The organism is Pseudoalteromonas sp. BSi20652 (assembly GCF_000239855.1).
Classification (GTDB): domain Bacteria; phylum Pseudomonadota; class Gammaproteobacteria; order Enterobacterales; family Alteromonadaceae; genus Pseudoalteromonas.
On the sequence record NZ_BADT01000079.1, the window covers coordinates 41,931 to 58,877 of the forward strand.

General features: G+C 39.0%; 16 protein-coding genes and 1 pseudogene. 14 read left to right on the forward strand and 3 right to left on the reverse strand.

Features of this window, described 5'->3' with window-relative positions; all coding sequences use genetic code 11:
• Positions 1-21: 21 nt before the first annotated feature.
• The 3 genes from bcsE to tyrR all read left to right on the forward strand — a co-directional run bounded on the left by bcsE (position 22) and on the right by tyrR (position 5,122).
• Positions 22-1,638, forward strand: a complete 1,617-nt coding sequence (gene bcsE, locus P20652_RS11765; RefSeq protein ID WP_008167642.1) for a cellulose biosynthesis protein BcsE — start codon at positions 22-24, stop codon at positions 1,636-1,638.
• A gap of 176 nt (positions 1,639-1,814) precedes the next feature.
• Positions 1,815-3,395 carry a cellulose biosynthesis protein BcsG gene (gene bcsG / locus P20652_RS11760; RefSeq protein WP_008167647.1) on the forward strand — a complete coding sequence of 527 codons (1,581 nt, stop codon included), beginning with the start codon at positions 1,815-1,817 and terminating at the stop codon, positions 3,393-3,395.
• Positions 3,396-3,565: 170 nt separating this feature from the next.
• Positions 3,566-5,122 (forward strand): transcriptional regulator TyrR, encoded by a 1,557-nt coding sequence (gene tyrR / locus P20652_RS11755; RefSeq protein ID WP_008167648.1) that lies wholly within the window; start codon positions 3,566-3,568, stop codon positions 5,120-5,122.
• A gap of 16 nt (positions 5,123-5,138) precedes the next feature.
• On the opposite strand, the gene P20652_RS11750 is transcribed toward tyrR, so the two are convergent.
• Complete coding sequence (locus P20652_RS11750; protein WP_033017321.1) at positions 5,139-5,633, reverse strand: hypothetical protein; 495 nt, start codon at positions 5,631-5,633, stop codon at positions 5,139-5,141.
• A 105-nt stretch (positions 5,634-5,738) separates the two neighbouring features.
• Between P20652_RS11750 and P20652_RS11745 the strand changes: the two genes are divergently transcribed.
• On the forward strand, positions 5,739-6,275 hold the full coding sequence (locus tag P20652_RS11745; protein WP_033017322.1) for a thioesterase family protein: 537 nt from the start codon (positions 5,739-5,741) through the stop codon (positions 6,273-6,275).
• 44 nt (positions 6,276-6,319) lie between these two features.
• On the opposite strand, the gene P20652_RS11740 is transcribed toward P20652_RS11745, so the two are convergent.
• Both P20652_RS11740 and P20652_RS11735 read right to left on the reverse strand, forming a co-directional pair.
• Positions 6,320-6,628 carry an EscU/YscU/HrcU family type III secretion system export apparatus switch protein gene (locus tag P20652_RS11740; RefSeq protein WP_008167654.1) on the reverse strand — a complete coding sequence of 103 codons (309 nt, stop codon included), beginning with the start codon at positions 6,626-6,628 and terminating at the stop codon, positions 6,320-6,322.
• Positions 6,629-6,630: 2 nt separating this feature from the next.
• Positions 6,631-9,090 (reverse strand): flagellar hook-length control protein FliK, encoded by a 2,460-nt coding sequence (locus P20652_RS11735; RefSeq protein ID WP_008167656.1) that lies wholly within the window; start codon positions 9,088-9,090, stop codon positions 6,631-6,633.
• Positions 9,091-9,203: 113 nt separating this feature from the next.
• Here P20652_RS11735 and ccmA point away from each other — a divergent pair, with 113 nt between their 5' ends.
• From ccmA to P20652_RS11685, 10 genes and pseudogenes are all read left to right on the forward strand, one after another.
• Positions 9,204-9,824, forward strand: coding sequence for a cytochrome c biogenesis heme-transporting ATPase CcmA (gene ccmA, locus P20652_RS11730; RefSeq protein ID WP_086005527.1), 621 nt, complete (start codon positions 9,204-9,206; stop codon positions 9,822-9,824).
• A pseudogene (gene ccmB / locus P20652_RS11725) lies at positions 9,824-10,509 on the forward strand (heme exporter protein CcmB). Before ccmA ends, ccmB begins: the two are co-directional and overlap by 1 nt.
• Entirely contained in the window at positions 10,509-11,246 is a 738-nt protein-coding gene (locus P20652_RS11720; RefSeq protein ID WP_008167663.1) for a heme ABC transporter permease, read from the forward strand. Before ccmB ends, P20652_RS11720 begins: the two are co-directional and overlap by 1 nt.
• A gap of 2 nt (positions 11,247-11,248) precedes the next feature.
• Positions 11,249-11,452 (forward strand): heme exporter protein CcmD, encoded by a 204-nt coding sequence (ccmD, locus tag P20652_RS11715; RefSeq protein ID WP_008167665.1) that lies wholly within the window; start codon positions 11,249-11,251, stop codon positions 11,450-11,452.
• The gene (ccmE, locus tag P20652_RS11710) at positions 11,449-11,928 is read left to right on the forward strand and encodes a cytochrome c maturation protein CcmE (protein ID WP_008167667.1); all 480 of its coding nucleotides are present in this window, start codon (positions 11,449-11,451) and stop codon (positions 11,926-11,928) included. Before ccmD ends, ccmE begins: the two co-directional genes overlap by 4 nt.
• 2 nt (positions 11,929-11,930) lie before the next feature.
• Complete coding sequence (locus P20652_RS11705) at positions 11,931-13,901, forward strand: heme lyase CcmF/NrfE family subunit (protein ID WP_008167668.1); 1,971 nt, start codon at positions 11,931-11,933, stop codon at positions 13,899-13,901.
• Positions 13,898-14,467 (forward strand): redoxin family protein, encoded by a 570-nt coding sequence (locus tag P20652_RS11700; protein WP_008167670.1) that lies wholly within the window; start codon positions 13,898-13,900, stop codon positions 14,465-14,467. Before P20652_RS11705 ends, P20652_RS11700 begins: the two co-directional genes overlap by 4 nt.
• Complete coding sequence (locus P20652_RS11695) at positions 14,467-14,928, forward strand: cytochrome c-type biogenesis protein (protein ID WP_008167671.1); 462 nt, start codon at positions 14,467-14,469, stop codon at positions 14,926-14,928. The genes P20652_RS11700 and P20652_RS11695 overlap by 1 nt, the downstream gene beginning before the upstream one ends.
• Positions 14,929-16,179 carry a c-type cytochrome biogenesis protein CcmI gene (gene ccmI, locus P20652_RS11690; RefSeq protein ID WP_008167672.1) on the forward strand — a complete coding sequence of 417 codons (1,251 nt, stop codon included), beginning with the start codon at positions 14,929-14,931 and terminating at the stop codon, positions 16,177-16,179.
• 9 nt (positions 16,180-16,188) lie between these two features.
• Positions 16,189-16,920 (forward strand): VacJ family lipoprotein, encoded by a 732-nt coding sequence (locus tag P20652_RS11685; protein ID WP_008167673.1) that lies wholly within the window; start codon positions 16,189-16,191, stop codon positions 16,918-16,920.
• The last annotated feature ends 27 nt before the right edge of the window (positions 16,921-16,947 follow it).

Below are 16,947 nucleotides of genomic sequence, written 5' to 3' on the forward strand. Positions count from 1 at the left end.
ATTTTTTTAAGGACTTTTTAAGTGCATAACTTTAACATAACGGGTTTAGAGTCGGCTGCAAAGGAGTTAAAATCGGCTTCAAGCTATGCTGTTTTGGCGCCTTTAGACAATTTTGTAGTTGAACTTGCTTTACATGCAATTAATCAAAGTTTCTCAAATGATATATATATAGTTTCTCAAGAAGTTGAATCATTTTTTGAATCGCCCTTTTCGTCTGCACTTAACAATGCTTATAAACGTAACAAGGTTCATCCGTTTTCTTTTTCATCTGAAACCCAACATTATTCAATAGAGCGAATAAATAAAGGTATAATCAAAGAGATCAGCGCATATAAAAATTTAAAAAATGCGCTTGTGTTCATACACCTCAATACAGAATTACTGAGTGCTGCAAGCGAAGCAAGTACAGAGGTAATAATGAATGATTACAGTAAGTTTGCCAATAAAACAGGGGTTACCTTATTATTTTTAATATCAGGCCCTGAAGTGACACATTATCGATTTTTAATTAGACGTCTCAATAAGATTTTTGATGGTTTAATTTTTGTTGATAACGACTCCGCTACACGCGTTTTAGAATACGATTACTGGCAACATAGTACCGGTGTGTTTGCTGCTATGCAGTTTCAATTGTCGCTTGAAAACAATCAATTTTTGGTGGAAGAGGGAACTGTAAACGATTCAAAAGTATTTAATGGCTCACACTTTCCTGATGAAGACGATGTGTGGTTAGTGCGAAGTGCTGTGCCTATCGGCACAAAATTACCTACGCACTATTATACAGTAAAAGACAATAATGAACTGTTTGACAAGGGGCCAAAATTAGAAGCATCCACACTGGTGTTTGCTGTTACCCGTTACACAGATTTAGCACAGTTAGGCAAACAGTGTTTTGAGCTCAGAAAAAGCTGCGGTCGTTGGTTAAAACTAGTAATACAAAATGTAGATGGGGTTATTCGCCACCAAGATGAATGTTTATTTTTGACATTAGGCGTTAACCTAATTTTGTATAGCTTTTCTGAGCCTTCGCGATTGTTGTCTCAAATACAGTCAATACAAGGCTTTCAATTTTCTAGGCCCTTACCGCCTTCAGTTGAGCATGTTTTAAAATACACTGAAAATACGTTCTCGAAAGGTTACCTTCCTTTTGATGAGTTCACTCGCCAAGTAGAGGTTCATAGCGACTCTGCAGTTAATCTAGGCGTTAGTGGCGTGTTAGTTAAACTTGAGTTGTTGCCGCGAATAGAGCCAATTCACCCATTGCACTTATTTCATATTAAGCGAGAGGGGGACATATTTAGTCTTGCTGATAATACCGTTTATTTATATTTGCATGCTTGTAGGGAAAACGATGTGAATAATGCAATTAAGCACTTATTTAAATTACAAACTAGTGATTTTTTTGTGCAGCAAAATGTTATTTCAGATCATTTTCATATACAGCAAGAATGCAAGCAATTAAGGCGGCTTTATGTTGGCAAAACTATTGTTGATTACTCTAAGCAGTTAACCGAAAATGACAGCTATAAGTTTGAGCCGAGTGTGTCAGAAAGTATTACTCAGGCATTAGAAACGCCTGAATTTTCAAATGATGCACGACCAGATGCGGTTTCGTTTGTAATGAGATTAAAGGCCTAATCAATGAGTATTAATCAGCTTTTTATTACCGCAATTTTGGCAATGATAGTCGGTATTATGCTATGTATGTCAGCAACCTATATATTAGCTAGAGTAAAAAAATATTATTACAAGCTTACTTTTAAACACGAAGTACTTGAACCTTTTACACCCAACAACAAAAAGAAGGATGAGCAGTGAAATTATCAGGTTTAGGGGCTTGGAATCTTTATTTTCTAGCTAAATTTGCCCTGTTTTATTACGGCGCAATTGATTTCAATGTATTGACTAATGCAGCGCTTGCCGCGCTTTTGGCGCTCAAGTTTAAAAAAGCAATATTTGAAAAATCAAAACATGTTCTGGGTGGTTTTTTTGCAATTATTATATTGTACCAAGACTCGTGGCTGCCGCCTTTAAATAGGCTGACTAAACAAGCCAATAATGTTCAAGACTTTAGTTTTGGCTACTTCATTGAGCTTTTAGCGCGTATAATTAGTGTAGATATGTTATTGACATTATTTGTTATTACAGTGTGTTTTTGGTACACATCGCAGTGGTTACGCTTTACAACTATTACAATTGTTGGGTTGCTTGTTATTGGCTGGCAAGGAGAGGGTGAGCAATCGCAAGTCGTTTCAAATACCAATTCTACTAACACCTTTGTTATAAATGAGTCTGACAATCAAGCTCAAGTTATTACGCGTGCTATTCAAACACCCGATGAAAAATTAACAGACTTTTATCAACAACAAAGCCATTTAGTTAGCCATTTTCCTTCACAGAACAATGGTGAGTTGTTTGATGTGATTGTATTAAATATTTGTTCAATGGCAATTGATGATTTGAACGCCATTGGTGTCAGTGTTGAAGATATGTTCAACGATTTCGATGTGGTGTTTTCAGATTTTAATTCGGCAACCTCGTACAGTGGACCCGCTGCTATTAGGCTTTTGCGTGCAAGTTGTGGGCAAACAAGTCAAACAGCTTTATTTAGTGATGCACCAGAGCAGTGTTACTTATTTAAAAACTTAGAAAAATTAGGGTATCAAAGCAGCGTAGTGATGAATCACGACGGGCATTTTGATGACTTTAAAGGATTGGTTAATAAATTTGGTGGCCTAAATAATAAACCGCTTAATATTGACTCACTACCCGTGGCGCAATATGGTTTTGATGAAAGCCCTATTTATTCTGATGGGGCAGTGCTAAATAGCTGGCTTGAAAACGAAGCAGAAGATTGTAAGCCGTGTGCTATGTACTACAACACAACAAGTTTGCACGATGGTAACCAACTGGCTAACAAAAAACGCATGAATAGCCTTGAAAGTTATCCAATTCGACATGCTAATTTATTATCGGATATAAACCGCTTTATTAAAAACCTTGAAAAGCGCGGTCGTAACGTCATGTTAATGATAGTGCCTGAGCATGGCGCGGCATTAAAAGGTGACAAAGTGCAATTTGCTGGCCTGCGAGAAATACCAAGTCCAACTATTGTGTCTGTGCCAGCGGCTATTAAATTTATTGGCCCGGATGTTAAAAATTATTCGCAAATTCTGATTAACGAGTCGACCAGCTATTTTGCACTGTCTGAAATTGTTGCAAAAACACTTGAAACAAATGTTTTTGGAGGTCATAACAGCATTGCTAATTTAGTTGAAAACTTGCCTAAAGCACCAAAAGTGGCCGAAAATGCTGGCACAATCATGATGTATGTAAATAAACGTCCTTATATACAGCTTGATGGCGAAGAATGGTCTGTCTATCCTCAAGGTTAAACCTTATATTATCTCGCAACAGTAGAGCACTGTTGTGAAGTCGTTTTAGTTTATAACTTCTATGCGTTAATAAAACGCTAGTTTGTCCAAATATGTTTACAATAAACTACCTTCTCAATGCGACTTAGCGTATTATTCGACTAATTTAGTTTTTCCTTCTTTGAGGATGTATGCGTCTAGATATTCACTGTGCTGATCGAATCGGTATAGCCCAAGAAATACTTAATATTTTAGTTAACTACAGTGTTGACTTAAAAGGTATTGAGGTTGATTCTGTTAATTGCCGTATGTATGTTAGCTTTCCCGAAATTGAGTTCGAGCAGTTTCAAAAAATCATGCCATCTATACGTTTAATCGACGGTGTACACGACGTCCGTACTACTGCATTTTTACCTTCTGAGCGTGAGCATAACGAATTAAATACCTTACTGCGTGCATTACCTGATGGGGTTATTTCTATTGACGCTAAAGGCTGGGTGCGTTTGTGTAACGATGCCGCATGTAAAGATTTACAGCTTATTGAAAAAGAAGTTATTGGTGCAAACATTAATAACTTGCTTAAAGGCTTTAACTTTACGCGCTGGTTAGAAAGTAAAGAAGTCCTAGGGCAAACGACGCGTGTTGAAGTCGCTGGCGAAGATTTTATTGCAGATATTCTGCCAATTGCAGTACCTCAAGGTGCAGAAGGCGACGTACTTGCAGGTGCGGTTATAAATATAAAGTCTCAAAGTCGTTTAGGGCAGCAAGTTAGTGCATTTAGACGTTATGGGCAAGAGAGTTTTGCCACGATTCATAATTTTAGTACTGCAATGCGACGTGTTGTTCGTGAAGCACGTAAAATGGCACAATTAGAAGCGCCTATATTAATTACTGGTGAAACAGGCACGGGCAAAGAGTTACTTGCTCGGGCATGTCATTATGCGTCTAATCGCTCTGTTAAGCCGTTTATTGCTTTGTCTTGTGCGTCGTTACCCGATGATGTAGCCGAGTCTGAATTGTTTGGTTATGCTGGGTATGAAGAGAATGCGGCACCAAAGCGCGGTGTGTTAGAGCAAGCCGATGGTGGTACTGTGTTTTTAGATGAAGTGGGCGAAATGTCGACTCAACTACAAACTAAGCTTCTGCGCTTTTTACAAGATGGGACGTTTAGAAAAGTAGGTGATGAAAACGAAGTTAAAGTAAATGTACGCATTGTTGCTGCTACCCAAAAAGACTTACCTGCTATGGTGCAAGAAGGTGTTTTTAGAGAAGATTTATACTACCGTATTAACGTACTTACTTTAGAAATAGCGCCACTAAGAGATAGAAAAGCAGATGTGGGGCCGCTTGCTGAGCACTTTATTCAAAAATATGCACAGCAAAATGGTCATGCAATACCTTTATTATCTCAAGAATGTTTAAGCTTTTTACAAGAGTACCCGTGGCCAGGAAATGTTCGTCAGCTTGAAAATGCGATTTACCGTGCAGTCTCTTTATTAGATGACAGTGAGCTTCGTGTTGAGCATTTGCAGTTACCAACTTTTACTCACGATTTGGGGTATTTAGAGTCCGATTTTGAAGGCTCACTTGACCAAGCAGTAAAGCGCTTTGAAGCGACCTTACTGCGTAAGCTCTACCCTGCTTACCCAAGTTCACGTCAGTTAGCTAAGCGATTGGGCTTAAGCCATACGGCCGTAGCTAACAAGCTACGTGATTACGGTATTAATCGTAAAACAGTTAAAGTTTAGTTTTAAAATATGGGTACTAGCCTTTAGTACCCATGTTTTTTGTTACCCCATCAATTGCAATTGTCTCAATACCTTCTTCATTAAAGTTCATTAAAATACTGACGTTATTGCGAGTAAAAAAATAGCTACGGCCGTTAAGCTCAATAACATAATCACCTTTTACAGAATTGCTAAATTTTTGTTTTTTTAAAATTACCGTATGTTCGCCAATTTGCCATTCAAATTCTTGTATAAAACCATTATTAAATTCTTGCACCCATACTTGACTGTCATCTTTTGAAAGGGTAATTGCTACTGAGTAAGTGCTAGGAATTTGATCCATATTGTAACTTTTAGAGCCAATAGTGAATTTTTCAGTTTTTTTCTGCCATTCAAAACCAAATTTAAATTCTTTTACTACACCTGTAGGGTAAGTAACAGTCCCTTTACCTGGTAATGAAAAATCCGCAAATGCACTATAACAAGGCATTAATAGGGCCAACGCAACGATAATGTTTAGTTTTGATTTCATGAGTTATTTTTTTGATGTAATAATTATTTAAGATTAAAGTAGAATATTCGTCTTAGCAAGAGGCTGTGCTACACTCGAATAAATTAAACTGGTAAGACCTTTTTTGTGAACTTATATTTTCGACTTCTTTTATTGTTTTTTAAAATCAAACGTAATCATCAATTTCAAAATTTACTCGATACAGTAGATATTGATTTTAAAGCGTTGCCAAGTGATTGTGACATTAACTTGCATATGACTAATTCTCGCTATTTAGCAATGATGGATTTATCGCGCACTTGGATGACAGAGCGAGTTGGTCTTCTTAAGCAAATAATGAAACGTCGATGGTTTCCAATTGTTAACGCAACAGCTATTACGTACATTCGTGATATTAAACCAATGCAACAATATACAATAAGTACCAGGCTCGTTGGATGGGATCACAAATACTTTTATATAGAGCAAAAATTTCATTCTAAGCGCGGTTTGCATGCCATTGCCTATGTACGAGGTGTATTTAAGAGTAAAAAGGGGGTTATAAGTATTGATGAGATGCTTGAAGTGGCAGGGTTTAATGGCCAAACCCCAATTTTACCGAGCGAGGTAATGCATTGGAAAGAAATGCTTGAGCAGAAAAAAATAAGTAACTTGCCTAAGTAACTATTTACGCAAACCATTTTAAGGCGCTTAGTGCTTTAAAAGTTTCACGCTTTTATGTTTAATTTACCTTGAAAGTCTTGCCATCCAGGTGGGAATTGTCCTCTTAACACATACGAAAATGCAATAAGCTCTGCAATTACATAATAAAGCTCTTTAGGGATTTCTTCCCCTAAGCTTAAGTGCGACAACGTTTTAGCAAGTGCTGCATCCTCGTGGATCATAATTCCCTTTAGTTTAGCGGCTGCTATTATTTCGTCAGCTAATTCACCAAACCCTTTAACACTAATTATGGGGGTGTTACCTGCTTCGTATAAAAGCCCAATGGCTGATTTATTAATAGGTGTATTACTCATAGCTAAACCTTAATGTTAATAATTGCATGAGATTTATAAAATGCCTGATTATTTACATCGCCTCGTTTTAAGTTAAGCTCCCCAACTTGTAAACCATGTTTAGCTAGTTTTGATCTTAAATTATCTAAATGAGGGTGAGCAATTGCACTTATTTCTTGGCTTGATGCTAATAGCTGGCAATCAAGTGCCTTATCCATTAACTCCGCGGTAATTTGTAATTGGCCTATTTGGGCATAATCAAAGTTTAACCTCACAAACCATACATTTTTATCTTCTAATTTATCTGCGCTTGGTTTTTTATACTGCCCTAGCGTTATTTCTGTTTGGGCTGCCTCTGGCGGCAATTTCATTGGTAATAAAAATTGTGCAAGCGGGTTTGTATCTGGTTGATTGGGTGTTGAAACACTCACTTGGGTCAGTGTGTTTTTAACGTGTACAATTTCGCTAGCTAAAGCTTGCACTTGAGCCTGCTGGAGTTGCTCAAGCATTTTTGCTCCCGTGTTGCCCGTTTTAAACGTCGGTATGAGGACTTGTAAAAGTGCATCTAACCCAGTTTGGTTATTAAAGCTTATTGGTGTTACAGATTGGCTAATTATAGGGGCTGCTAAAATACTCACTGCAACTTGTTCAAGCCCTTTAGTGAAGCTACTTTGAAGTATATCACTTGTTAGCTGAGATGGTTGTAAGGTGGCTAATACTTCACGCTGTATAGTTGCAGGGTTGACATTATTACTTGAGACCATGCGATTAAATGCTTGATTGACTAAGCGAGTTAGGTCGGGTGTTTCTTTCGTCGCTTTATTGGCAATATCCATTATTTGATTACTTAAAAATGCTTTATTACTAGCCAGTCTATCTGTAGGTGCTGTGGTATCAGGAAACGTTAATAATGTGCTTAATAGTTTTGCTTCTATGGGTTGTAGCATTTGACTACGAGAGGCAATGCTAGATATAGGATCTGCTAATGGCATTATGTTTTTAAGGGGAGCTAAACTTGCTGTACTTTTATTGTTATCGTTAATGCTTAATTGAGCTTTTAGGGTTACTTGCTCTTTATTAATAACCTCATTTCCAGATTTAATTATCGTATCAATTTTATTGCTGACACCCATGTTCAAAGTACTCAATTGGTTGGCTTTTGTATCATTTTGCTTAGCGCTAACTATTGCTGTTGGTGTACTGTTATTAGAGATTGGGTTATCGGCTGTTGCACTTGCAGGTGACTGCCAAAGACTAACACTTGCTTTTACAAGTTGTGTCAGCTGCATAAGCGGCGGGAGCCTAGAAAAGTGCTCTGGTAAAATATTACTCGTGTTATTTGTTTTACTGGTTAATTGAGTCGCGGCATGTTGGGTAATATTTACTTTATTTATTGCTGATTCGGTCAGCCGTATGGCTGCAGCGCTTTTTTGTAGTGCAGGCGATAAAAGCGTTACTGTTGACTCAGATTTTTTTTGTGCAGCAAAAGGTTTATTTTCAAAATATTTAACCGCGTCATTAATACGTGTTTTTAAATCACTAAAACTATTTTGCAACCAAGATTTTATAGGGCTATCTGCGCTTAGGAGTGGACTTGTTTTGAGGCTTGCTTCAAAAGCAGGTACAGCAAGTGCGTTGTTTTTCTGAGATAAAAGCAGGTCGTTAAACGGTTTAGAAAAAGAGTGGTTAAGGGTTACTTTTATATTACTAGTGTCGGTTTTAATAAATAGCTTATCGGCTTGATTTACTAAGCTTACCTTAATAGGTACGTTGGGTAACTCGGTAATTTGTTTATTAGTAATAGGTGTTGTAAACGAGCCTGACTTTTGTGGATGAGTTAAAATAGCCAGTTTAGCGGTTGCTTGTAGTTGTGCTTTTGGTAACAAAGTAGCAAGTAATTTAGTCAACTTAGTTTGACTCAGTGGTTGTAAATATACTGAATCAGCAAAGCGATTAATAACATTGACCTGCGTGCCTTTGTTATTCGTACTAACAATTATTTTTAAAGGCTCTTCGCTTGTAAGTAACTGCGCAACCTCTTTATTTATTGCGATACTGGCGTTGAGTTTATTAATGACTAGCTTAGGGCTAGGAGATACAACCACTTGTATATCCATCGGTTGACTTTGTACCTCGGTACCTGTGTTTACATAATTTAATAAACGCTGTAATTGAGCTGGTTGATTTAAAGTAAGGGTTGTACTATTTATTGGCGTAATGTTGAGTTGTTGGCCATCGGGGCTGAGTTGTATGTTGGCACTGGCTATTTTTTGTAAATTTTGAGGCGCATTTGTAGTGCCAAGCCTTAATGTTTGCCAATGTTTATTAATAAATACATCAAGCGCAATCGAGTCTTTCGAAAATTGAATATTCTTAGCCGCAAGTACCTCACTAGGTAATTGTGATAACTCATTGGCTTGGGTATTGGTTGATTGATTAATGACCAATGAGTTGGATAATGTTATTTGCGTTGGTGTATTCATTATTTTAAATCAAGTTTTCTCTATTTTAAGTAAATCGATTTTAAAGCAATATTCGTATTACCCTATCATTATGGTAGACTAACGCCTAATTTTTGGCAGAGAGAATCGTCATCTTGTTACACATTAAGTCCGTCACCTGTATCAAGCAAGATCGTTGTTTGTTTGCGGATCTTGATTTCAGCCTTAATAGCGGTCAAATCATGCAATTAGCGGGGCCTAATGGGGCTGGTAAAACATCGCTGTTGCGTATTATCGCTGGCTTTTCTGTGCCTGATGAAGGGTCTGTTTTGTTCCAAGAACAACCAATATCTAAGTACTATGAAGAGTATGCCAGAGAGCTACTATTTATAGGTCATAAAACAGGTGTAAATACCCAGCTCAGTGCAATCGAAAATGTTCGTCATTGGTTACAAATTAATGGCTACATAAACGAATCTGACTTATATCCTATTTTAGCGCAACTTGGTCTTGTTGGGCTTGAAGATGTACCGGTTAGAATGTTATCTGCTGGACAACAACGACGTGTAGCTTTGGTAAGGCTTTGTTTAAGTGACGCTAAACTATGGATCCTTGATGAGCCATTCACAGCGCTGGATAAAAGTGGTGTTGCCTTTTTACAGCAGCGTTTTGAACAACACTTACAAAGCGGTGGTGCTATTTTATTAACAACCCACCAAAACTTAACCACTCAATTTAGTAACTTGCAAACGGTTACGCTGGAGTATCGTTACTAATGACTCGTCAACATTCTTATTGGTTGCTATTTAGTGCGGTATTTACCAAAGATGTAAAACTTGCGTTTCGCCAGCGAGCCGAAATTGTAAACCCAATATTGTTTTTTTAATTGTTATTTCATTGTTTCCGTTAGCAATAGGACCTGAACCGGGTCTACTTGCGAGAATGGCACCCGGTATTATTTGGGTTGCAGCTTTACTCTCTACCATGTTGGGTTTGGATAAGTTGTTTCGAGATGATTTTAACGATGGCTCACTTGAGCAGTTAATTGTGTCCTCTTATCCGTTATCTTTAACTGTACTTGCAAAGGTGGCTGCTCATTGGGTGGTAACAGGTTTACCGCTTGTACTAATGACACCGTTATTTGCATTGTTATTAAATCTCGAAACTACGGCGCTAACAGCGACTGTTTTAACATTATTCTTGGGTACACCACTATTGAGCTTTATTGGCGCAATTGGTGCTGGGCTTACTGTGGGGTTACAAAAAGGAGGTATTTTGATGAGTTTACTCGTACTGCCTTTGTATATTCCTGTTTTAATTTTTGCAACGTCGGCTATCGATACCAGCACCATGTCGCTGGATTATAGCGGACAACTTGCCATCCTTGGTGCTATGTTAGTTATCGCTATCATTAGCGCACCAATTGCCATATCGTCAGCTTTAAAAGTGAGTATAAGTTAATGTGGAAGTGGTTACATCCCTATGCTAAAGCAGAGCGTGCATATAAGTTATGCAATACGTTACTGCCTTATTTTGCCGTAGTTACCGTGGTTAGTATGATTGTTGGATGGGCATGGGGGCTTGGTTTTGCACCTGCCGATTACCAACAAAAAGACAGCTACCGTATCATCTTTATTCACGTACCTTCTGCCATCTTATCTATGGGCGCATACTCTTCAATGGCAATTGCCGCCATTGTTGCGCTTGTATGGCAACTTAGAAATGCAGAGCTGGCCGTTATAGCGATTGCCCCTGTTGGTGCATGTATGACTGCAATTGCACTTATAACTGGTGCTGCATGGGGTAAACCTATGTGGGGCGCTTGGTGGGTGTGGGATGCACGTTTAACGTCTGAACTTATTTTATTATTTTTATATTTGGGCGTAATTTCGTTATACCACGCTTTTGAAGATAAAAAATCAGCAGGGCGCGCTGCATCTATTTTAGCCATTGTAGGGGTAATCAACTTACCCATAATTCACTTTTCGGTTGAGTGGTGGAACACCCTTCATCAGGGAGCAAGTATTACTAAGTTTAATACCAATGCCGTCGATCCAAGCATGTTTTGGCCACTAATGGTAAATATTTTAGCCTTTGCAGCCTTTGTTGGCACGGTCACTTTAATTCGTCTTAAAAATGAAATTTTGCAACGTGAAAAGCATCGCCCATGGGTGCGCCAGTTGCTTAATAGGGGGTAATTATGCAGTTTGACTCTTTTTCTGATTTTATTGCAATGGGAGGCTATGGGTTTTATGTATGGCTTTCATTTGGCACATGTGCACTTATTTTACTGGGTATTTTAGTGAGCTCTTTAAGAGATACTAAACGTATCATGGCTTCAGTAGAGCAACAAATTGTGCGCGAAGAGCGCATTAAGCAAGCCAAGCAGGAGCAAGCATCATGAACCCCAGACGTAAAAAACGCTTACTAGTCATTGTCGCTATTTTATTTGGTATTGGCTCTGCCATTGGCTTAGTACTTTATGCATTACAAGAAAATATAAACTTATTTTATACCCCGAGTGAATTGATTGACGGCAAAGGCCCGAACAAAGAAAAACCATTTATTGGCCAGAAACTTCGTATTGGTGGCATGGTGGTGCCAGGGTCTGTTGAAAGAAATGAGCAAAGCTTAGAAGTTAGCTTTAAGTTAATTGATACAGGACCATTAGTGACTGTGCGTTACCAAGGTATATTGCCTGATCTGTTTCGCGAGGGGCAGGGTATTGTTGCACAAGGTGTTTTAATCGAGCCTAATGTTATTGAAGCGTTTGAAGTACTGGCCAAGCATGATGAAGAATACATGCCAGCAGAAGTCGCTGAGGCGGTTAAAGGCATTAAGCACGAAAAACCAAAATACAACTTAGATAGTGGTAATTAGCTATGATCCCAGAAATTGGTTATTTTTCTTTAACGCTCGCCATGGTGCTGAGCGTTTTACTGTGTATTTTTCCTCTTTGGGGCGCGCATACCGGTAACCTTCGATTAATGCGTGCGGCTCCATCTTTAGCAATAGGGCAATTTGCTTTTGTACTAATCTCTTTTGCTGCACTAATTTATGCGAGTTTAACAGATGACTTCACCGTATCTTACGTAGCGTATCATTCAAGTAGTACGCTACCTTGGTACTATAAAATCACCTCTACGTGGGGTGGTCATGAAGGCGCCATTTTATTATGGTTGGTTATGCAAGCGGGTTGGACAGCTGCCGTTGCAGCGCGTTCTAAATCATTACCTTGGGTGTTGCGTGCTCGCGTATTGGGTGTGCTTGGCTTTTTAGGTGTAGGTTTTATGATGTACACCTTGCTGCTTTCAAGCCCGTTTGAGCGCTTACTTCCTTATTTTCCAGTTGAGGGGCGTGATTTAAATCCGCTGCTTCAAGATCCAGGCATGATCATTCATCCGCCATTACTTTACATGGGTTATGTAGGACTGTCGGTTGCTTTTTCTTTTGCTATTGCAGCATTGTTAACTGGCAAACTCGATAACACATGGGCTAAATGGTCACGCCCGTGGACGATGACAGCATGGGGTTTCTTAGGTTTAGGTCTGACTATTGGTAGTTGGTGGGCGTATTCAGAACTAGGCTGGGGCGGCTGGTGGTTTTGGGATCCAGTAGAAAACGCAGCGCTTATGCCTTGGCTTGTTGCAACCGCATTACTGCATTCATTAAGTGTGACAGAAAAACGCGGCATATTTAAATCATGGACAGTATTACTCGCAATTGCAGCATTCTCTTTAAGTTTGCTAGGTACGTTTATTGTGCGCTCGGGTATTATTGTATCGGTACATGCTTTTGCTACTGACCCAGATAGAGGCTTATTTATACTCGCCTTTTTAGGCGTCGTTGTAGGTGGCGGTTTGGCATTATATGCAATGCGTGTGTCGCAAGTTCACAGTGAAGGTCGATATAAGTTTGTATCTCGCGAAGTGGCGTTGTGGCTCAATAATATATTTTTAGTCGTTGCTACTTTAATTGTTATGCTAGGTACATTGTTGCCGATGGTTCATAAAGAAATGGGGCTGGGTAGTATTTCTATTGGCGAACCGTTTTTTAATAAGATGTTTGCAATAATTTTAGTGCCGTTTGCTATTTTGATGGGGATAGGGCCGCTTTTACGCTGGAAGCAAAACAAGTGGGCTTTCTTACAAAACAAAATATTAATGGGCGTATTAGCCAGTGTAGTGATTACCTGTGCTTGGTTGTTCTCAAGTTACGATTTAGTAAAACCTCTTACGTTATTAGCCACTACGCTTGCGGTTTGGATTGCCATATCAACTGGGATCGACATTTACACAAAAGCCGCTGTGCACGGCACCTTAAAAGAAGGTTTGAAGCGCTTTACTGTAAGTTACTGGGCTATGGTACTTGGGCATATTGGTATTGCATTTATTATTGCGGGCGTAACACTAACCTCTGCTTATTCAGTAGAGCGTGATGTATCGATGAAACCGGGTGAAACAGCACAGCTTAATGAATATGAATATCGCTTTGATGGTGTTAAAACTATTCGCGGGCCAAACTACAGTGGTCATGCGGGCGTTGTATCGGTGCTTAAAAATAATGAGCTAGTAACACGCTTACATGCCGAAAAACGTAAGTATGACATTGGTATGCAGTTTATGACTGAGGCGGCAATAGATGCCGGTTTTAAACGTGATCTATATTTAGCGTTAGGTGAGCAACTAAGTGGTGATGCATGGTCACTTCGCATTTATCATAAACCATTCGTGCGTTGGATATGGATTGGTGGCGTGCTTATGTCGTTTGCAGGTTTCATGATTTTATTTGATAAACGCTACCGCACATCAGCTAAAACATCTCGTAAAAATTCACCGGAGAGTGTTTTATGAATCGCAAAGTTTTAGCCATTGCACCGCTTTTAGTGTTTGCTTTTGTGTGTGTATTTTTATACCAAGGACTTTTTGCTAACCCTCGTGAAATTCAAACGGGGCGCTTAGGCCAAGAAATGCCAGCGTTTAATTTACCTGATTTAATGCAAGATAATAAACAGTGGACTAATGAGTCTTTAAAAGGCGAGGTTTACTTATTAAATGTATGGGGTACTTGGTGCCCTACATGTTTAGTTGAACTTGGCTATTTAACTAAGCTACGCGAGCAAGGCGTTAAAATTATTGGGCTTTATTACGTGCAAGGTTACGATGCTGATTTTGATGGTCCGTTTGATATGCAATCACTTCGCACAGAAGTCACCGATATGCTGCAACGAGCAGGTGACCCATACCAATTTAATATTTTAGATTTACACCGTACTTTGTCGTTGGATTTAGGTGTGTCGGGCGCGCCTGAAACATTTTTAGTCGATAAAAATGGCACTATTTTGTTGCATCACACGGGTGATATAAACCCACGAGTATGGCGAGCTAAATTTGCGCCAATTATGCAGGAGCTTAAATAATGAAGTGGTTATTACTTACGCTTAGTCTTTTTTTAAGCCTAGGGGTGTTTGCACAGCAAGATCGTTACCAATTTGATAACAATAAACAAGCAATATTGTTTGAAGAGCTGACCAAAGAGCTACGTTGTCCAAAGTGTCAAAATCAAAATATTGCTGATTCGGATGCTGTGGTTGCCAAAGATTTACGCGATAAGGTGCTTGTATTGGTTAAAGAGGGTAAGAACAAAGACGAAGTGATTGATTACATGATTGACCGTTTTGGCTATTTTGTCCATTACGATCCGCCGGTTACGCCTGCGACTTTAGTTTTGTGGGTATTGCCTGTATTAATCGTTATAGCCGGGTTTGGGTTTATTGTTATTCGCCAGCGAAAAGCGTCGGTAAAACAAACATGGAGCAGCGACGATGAAATGTTGCTAGCTAAGCTAATCAAACAAAATAAACGTCAGGAGCAAAGTTAAATGATTTTAATGTGGGCGTGTTTTGCTTTACTCACACTGATTGCTCTTGGGTTTGTTATGTTGCCTTTTTTAAAAAAAGAGCGCGTTCAAACAATTGCTCATAACGCCAATGCGGAGCTAATTAGCATTTATGAGCAGCGTTTAGTTGATTTACAAACCGATTTAGATAATCAGCGTATCGATACAGTAAATCATGCAGAATCAATTATTGAATTAAAACGCCGTTTATTGAACGAGTTATCTCCTGAAAAATCACTAAACAGCAAAGGTAATAATCGTATTTTTGCTTTAACGGGTGGCGCATTTGTTCTTGCTCTAACAGGTGTTTTTTATGGCCTAACGGGTAGTCAGCAGCAAATTTCGGCTTGGCATGATGCAATGGATAATTTAGCTGATTATGGCGAGCGTGCTGTAATGCAAAAAGGTGAGCCGCTTACTCAAAATGAGTTACAAGCGTTTGCACTGGCATTGCGCACTAAGTTAAGCCGCTCAGGCGATGATGAAATGGCGTGGATGTTACTCGGCCGTGTTGCTATGTCGCTGAATGAGTTTGATATGGCGCAGCAGTCCTTTGATAAAGCACTGCGTATGAATCCTGACAATATGCAGGTACTTATTAGTTACAGCCAAGTTTTATTACTCGAAGGTAGTGAAGCTAATATGACACGTGCTGCAGGCATGCTTTCAAAAGTACTAAAAGTTGAACCTACCAACTTAGATGCAATTTCATTGTTAGCATTAATCGCTTATGAGCGTAAAGATTGGCCGCAAGCAAAAGCTGCATTTGAAGTTTTACTCGCGAGTATGGAAAAAAATGATACTCGTTATAGCATGATTGCCCAACGTATTGCGGATATAGAGCAGCAAATGCAGGGTGAAGGCTCTGTTATACCTATTGTTAACAGCAGTTCCATTGCTGTTACCGTAGATATTGCAAAAGAACTTATTGATAAACAACCAAAAGATGGGATTTTATTTATTTTTGCTAAAGCAGCAAGTGGTTCTCCAATGCCGTTGGCCGCAGTTAAGCTAGAAAACTACTCATTTCCAATCACTGTTGAGTTAAGTGATAGTAGTGCGATGGTTGCAGGGCTTAATTTATCCAGTGCGGAGAATATTGTTATATCAGCCCGCATATCTATAGATGATTCTGTTATGCCAAGTTCGGGTGAACTAGAAGGTCAATCAGAGCCATTAAAACGTGAAAGTGTAAGTGACTACAAACTTCAAATCGACACATTAATACCTTAAGGACGTTACATGTTAAAACATAGTTTTACTTTTTTATGTTTATTGGTACTTGCTGGTTGTGCACAAGTGCCAGAAAGTAAAGTAGATGATAGAGATCCACTGCAAAGTATTAACCGTCCGTTATATGACTTTAATATGGATGTTCTTGATGCGTATATACTTCGCCCTGCAGCGGTGGGTTATATGACGGTAACACCCGTACCGGTTCGTCAAAGCGTTGTGCACTTTACAGATAACATTACTGCACCTGTAGATATGGTTAATGCTGGGTTACAAGGTAAACCAGGTAACGCAAGTGTGAGCTTGGCGCGTTTTTTAGTTAATTCTACGGTTGGTATTTTTGGACTTTTTGATGTTGCTAGCACATTAGGTCTTGAAATTGTAGATGAAGACTTTGGACAAACGTTAGGTGTATGGGGCGTGGGTGATGGCGCTTATTTAATGCTACCAGGCATGGGTCCTACAACAGCACGTAACTTAACCGGTGATGTAGTCGACAACTTTGTATTGCCTGAAGTTGCACTTACGACTCCACAAACAATTTTGGTCTTCGTTTTAAAAGCAGTTGAAGCGCGTGCATCATTAATCCCGCAAGAAGGTTTATTAAATGATTCACTTGATCCGTACTTATTTGTAAAAGATATTTATTTTCAGCGTCAAATCTATGAGCTGTACGATGGCAATCCGCCAATTAAAGAAGAACCTGCAGATTTTGATGAAGACTTTTTAGAAAGTTTATAACTAAGCAGTGCTCACAAAAAACGCAGC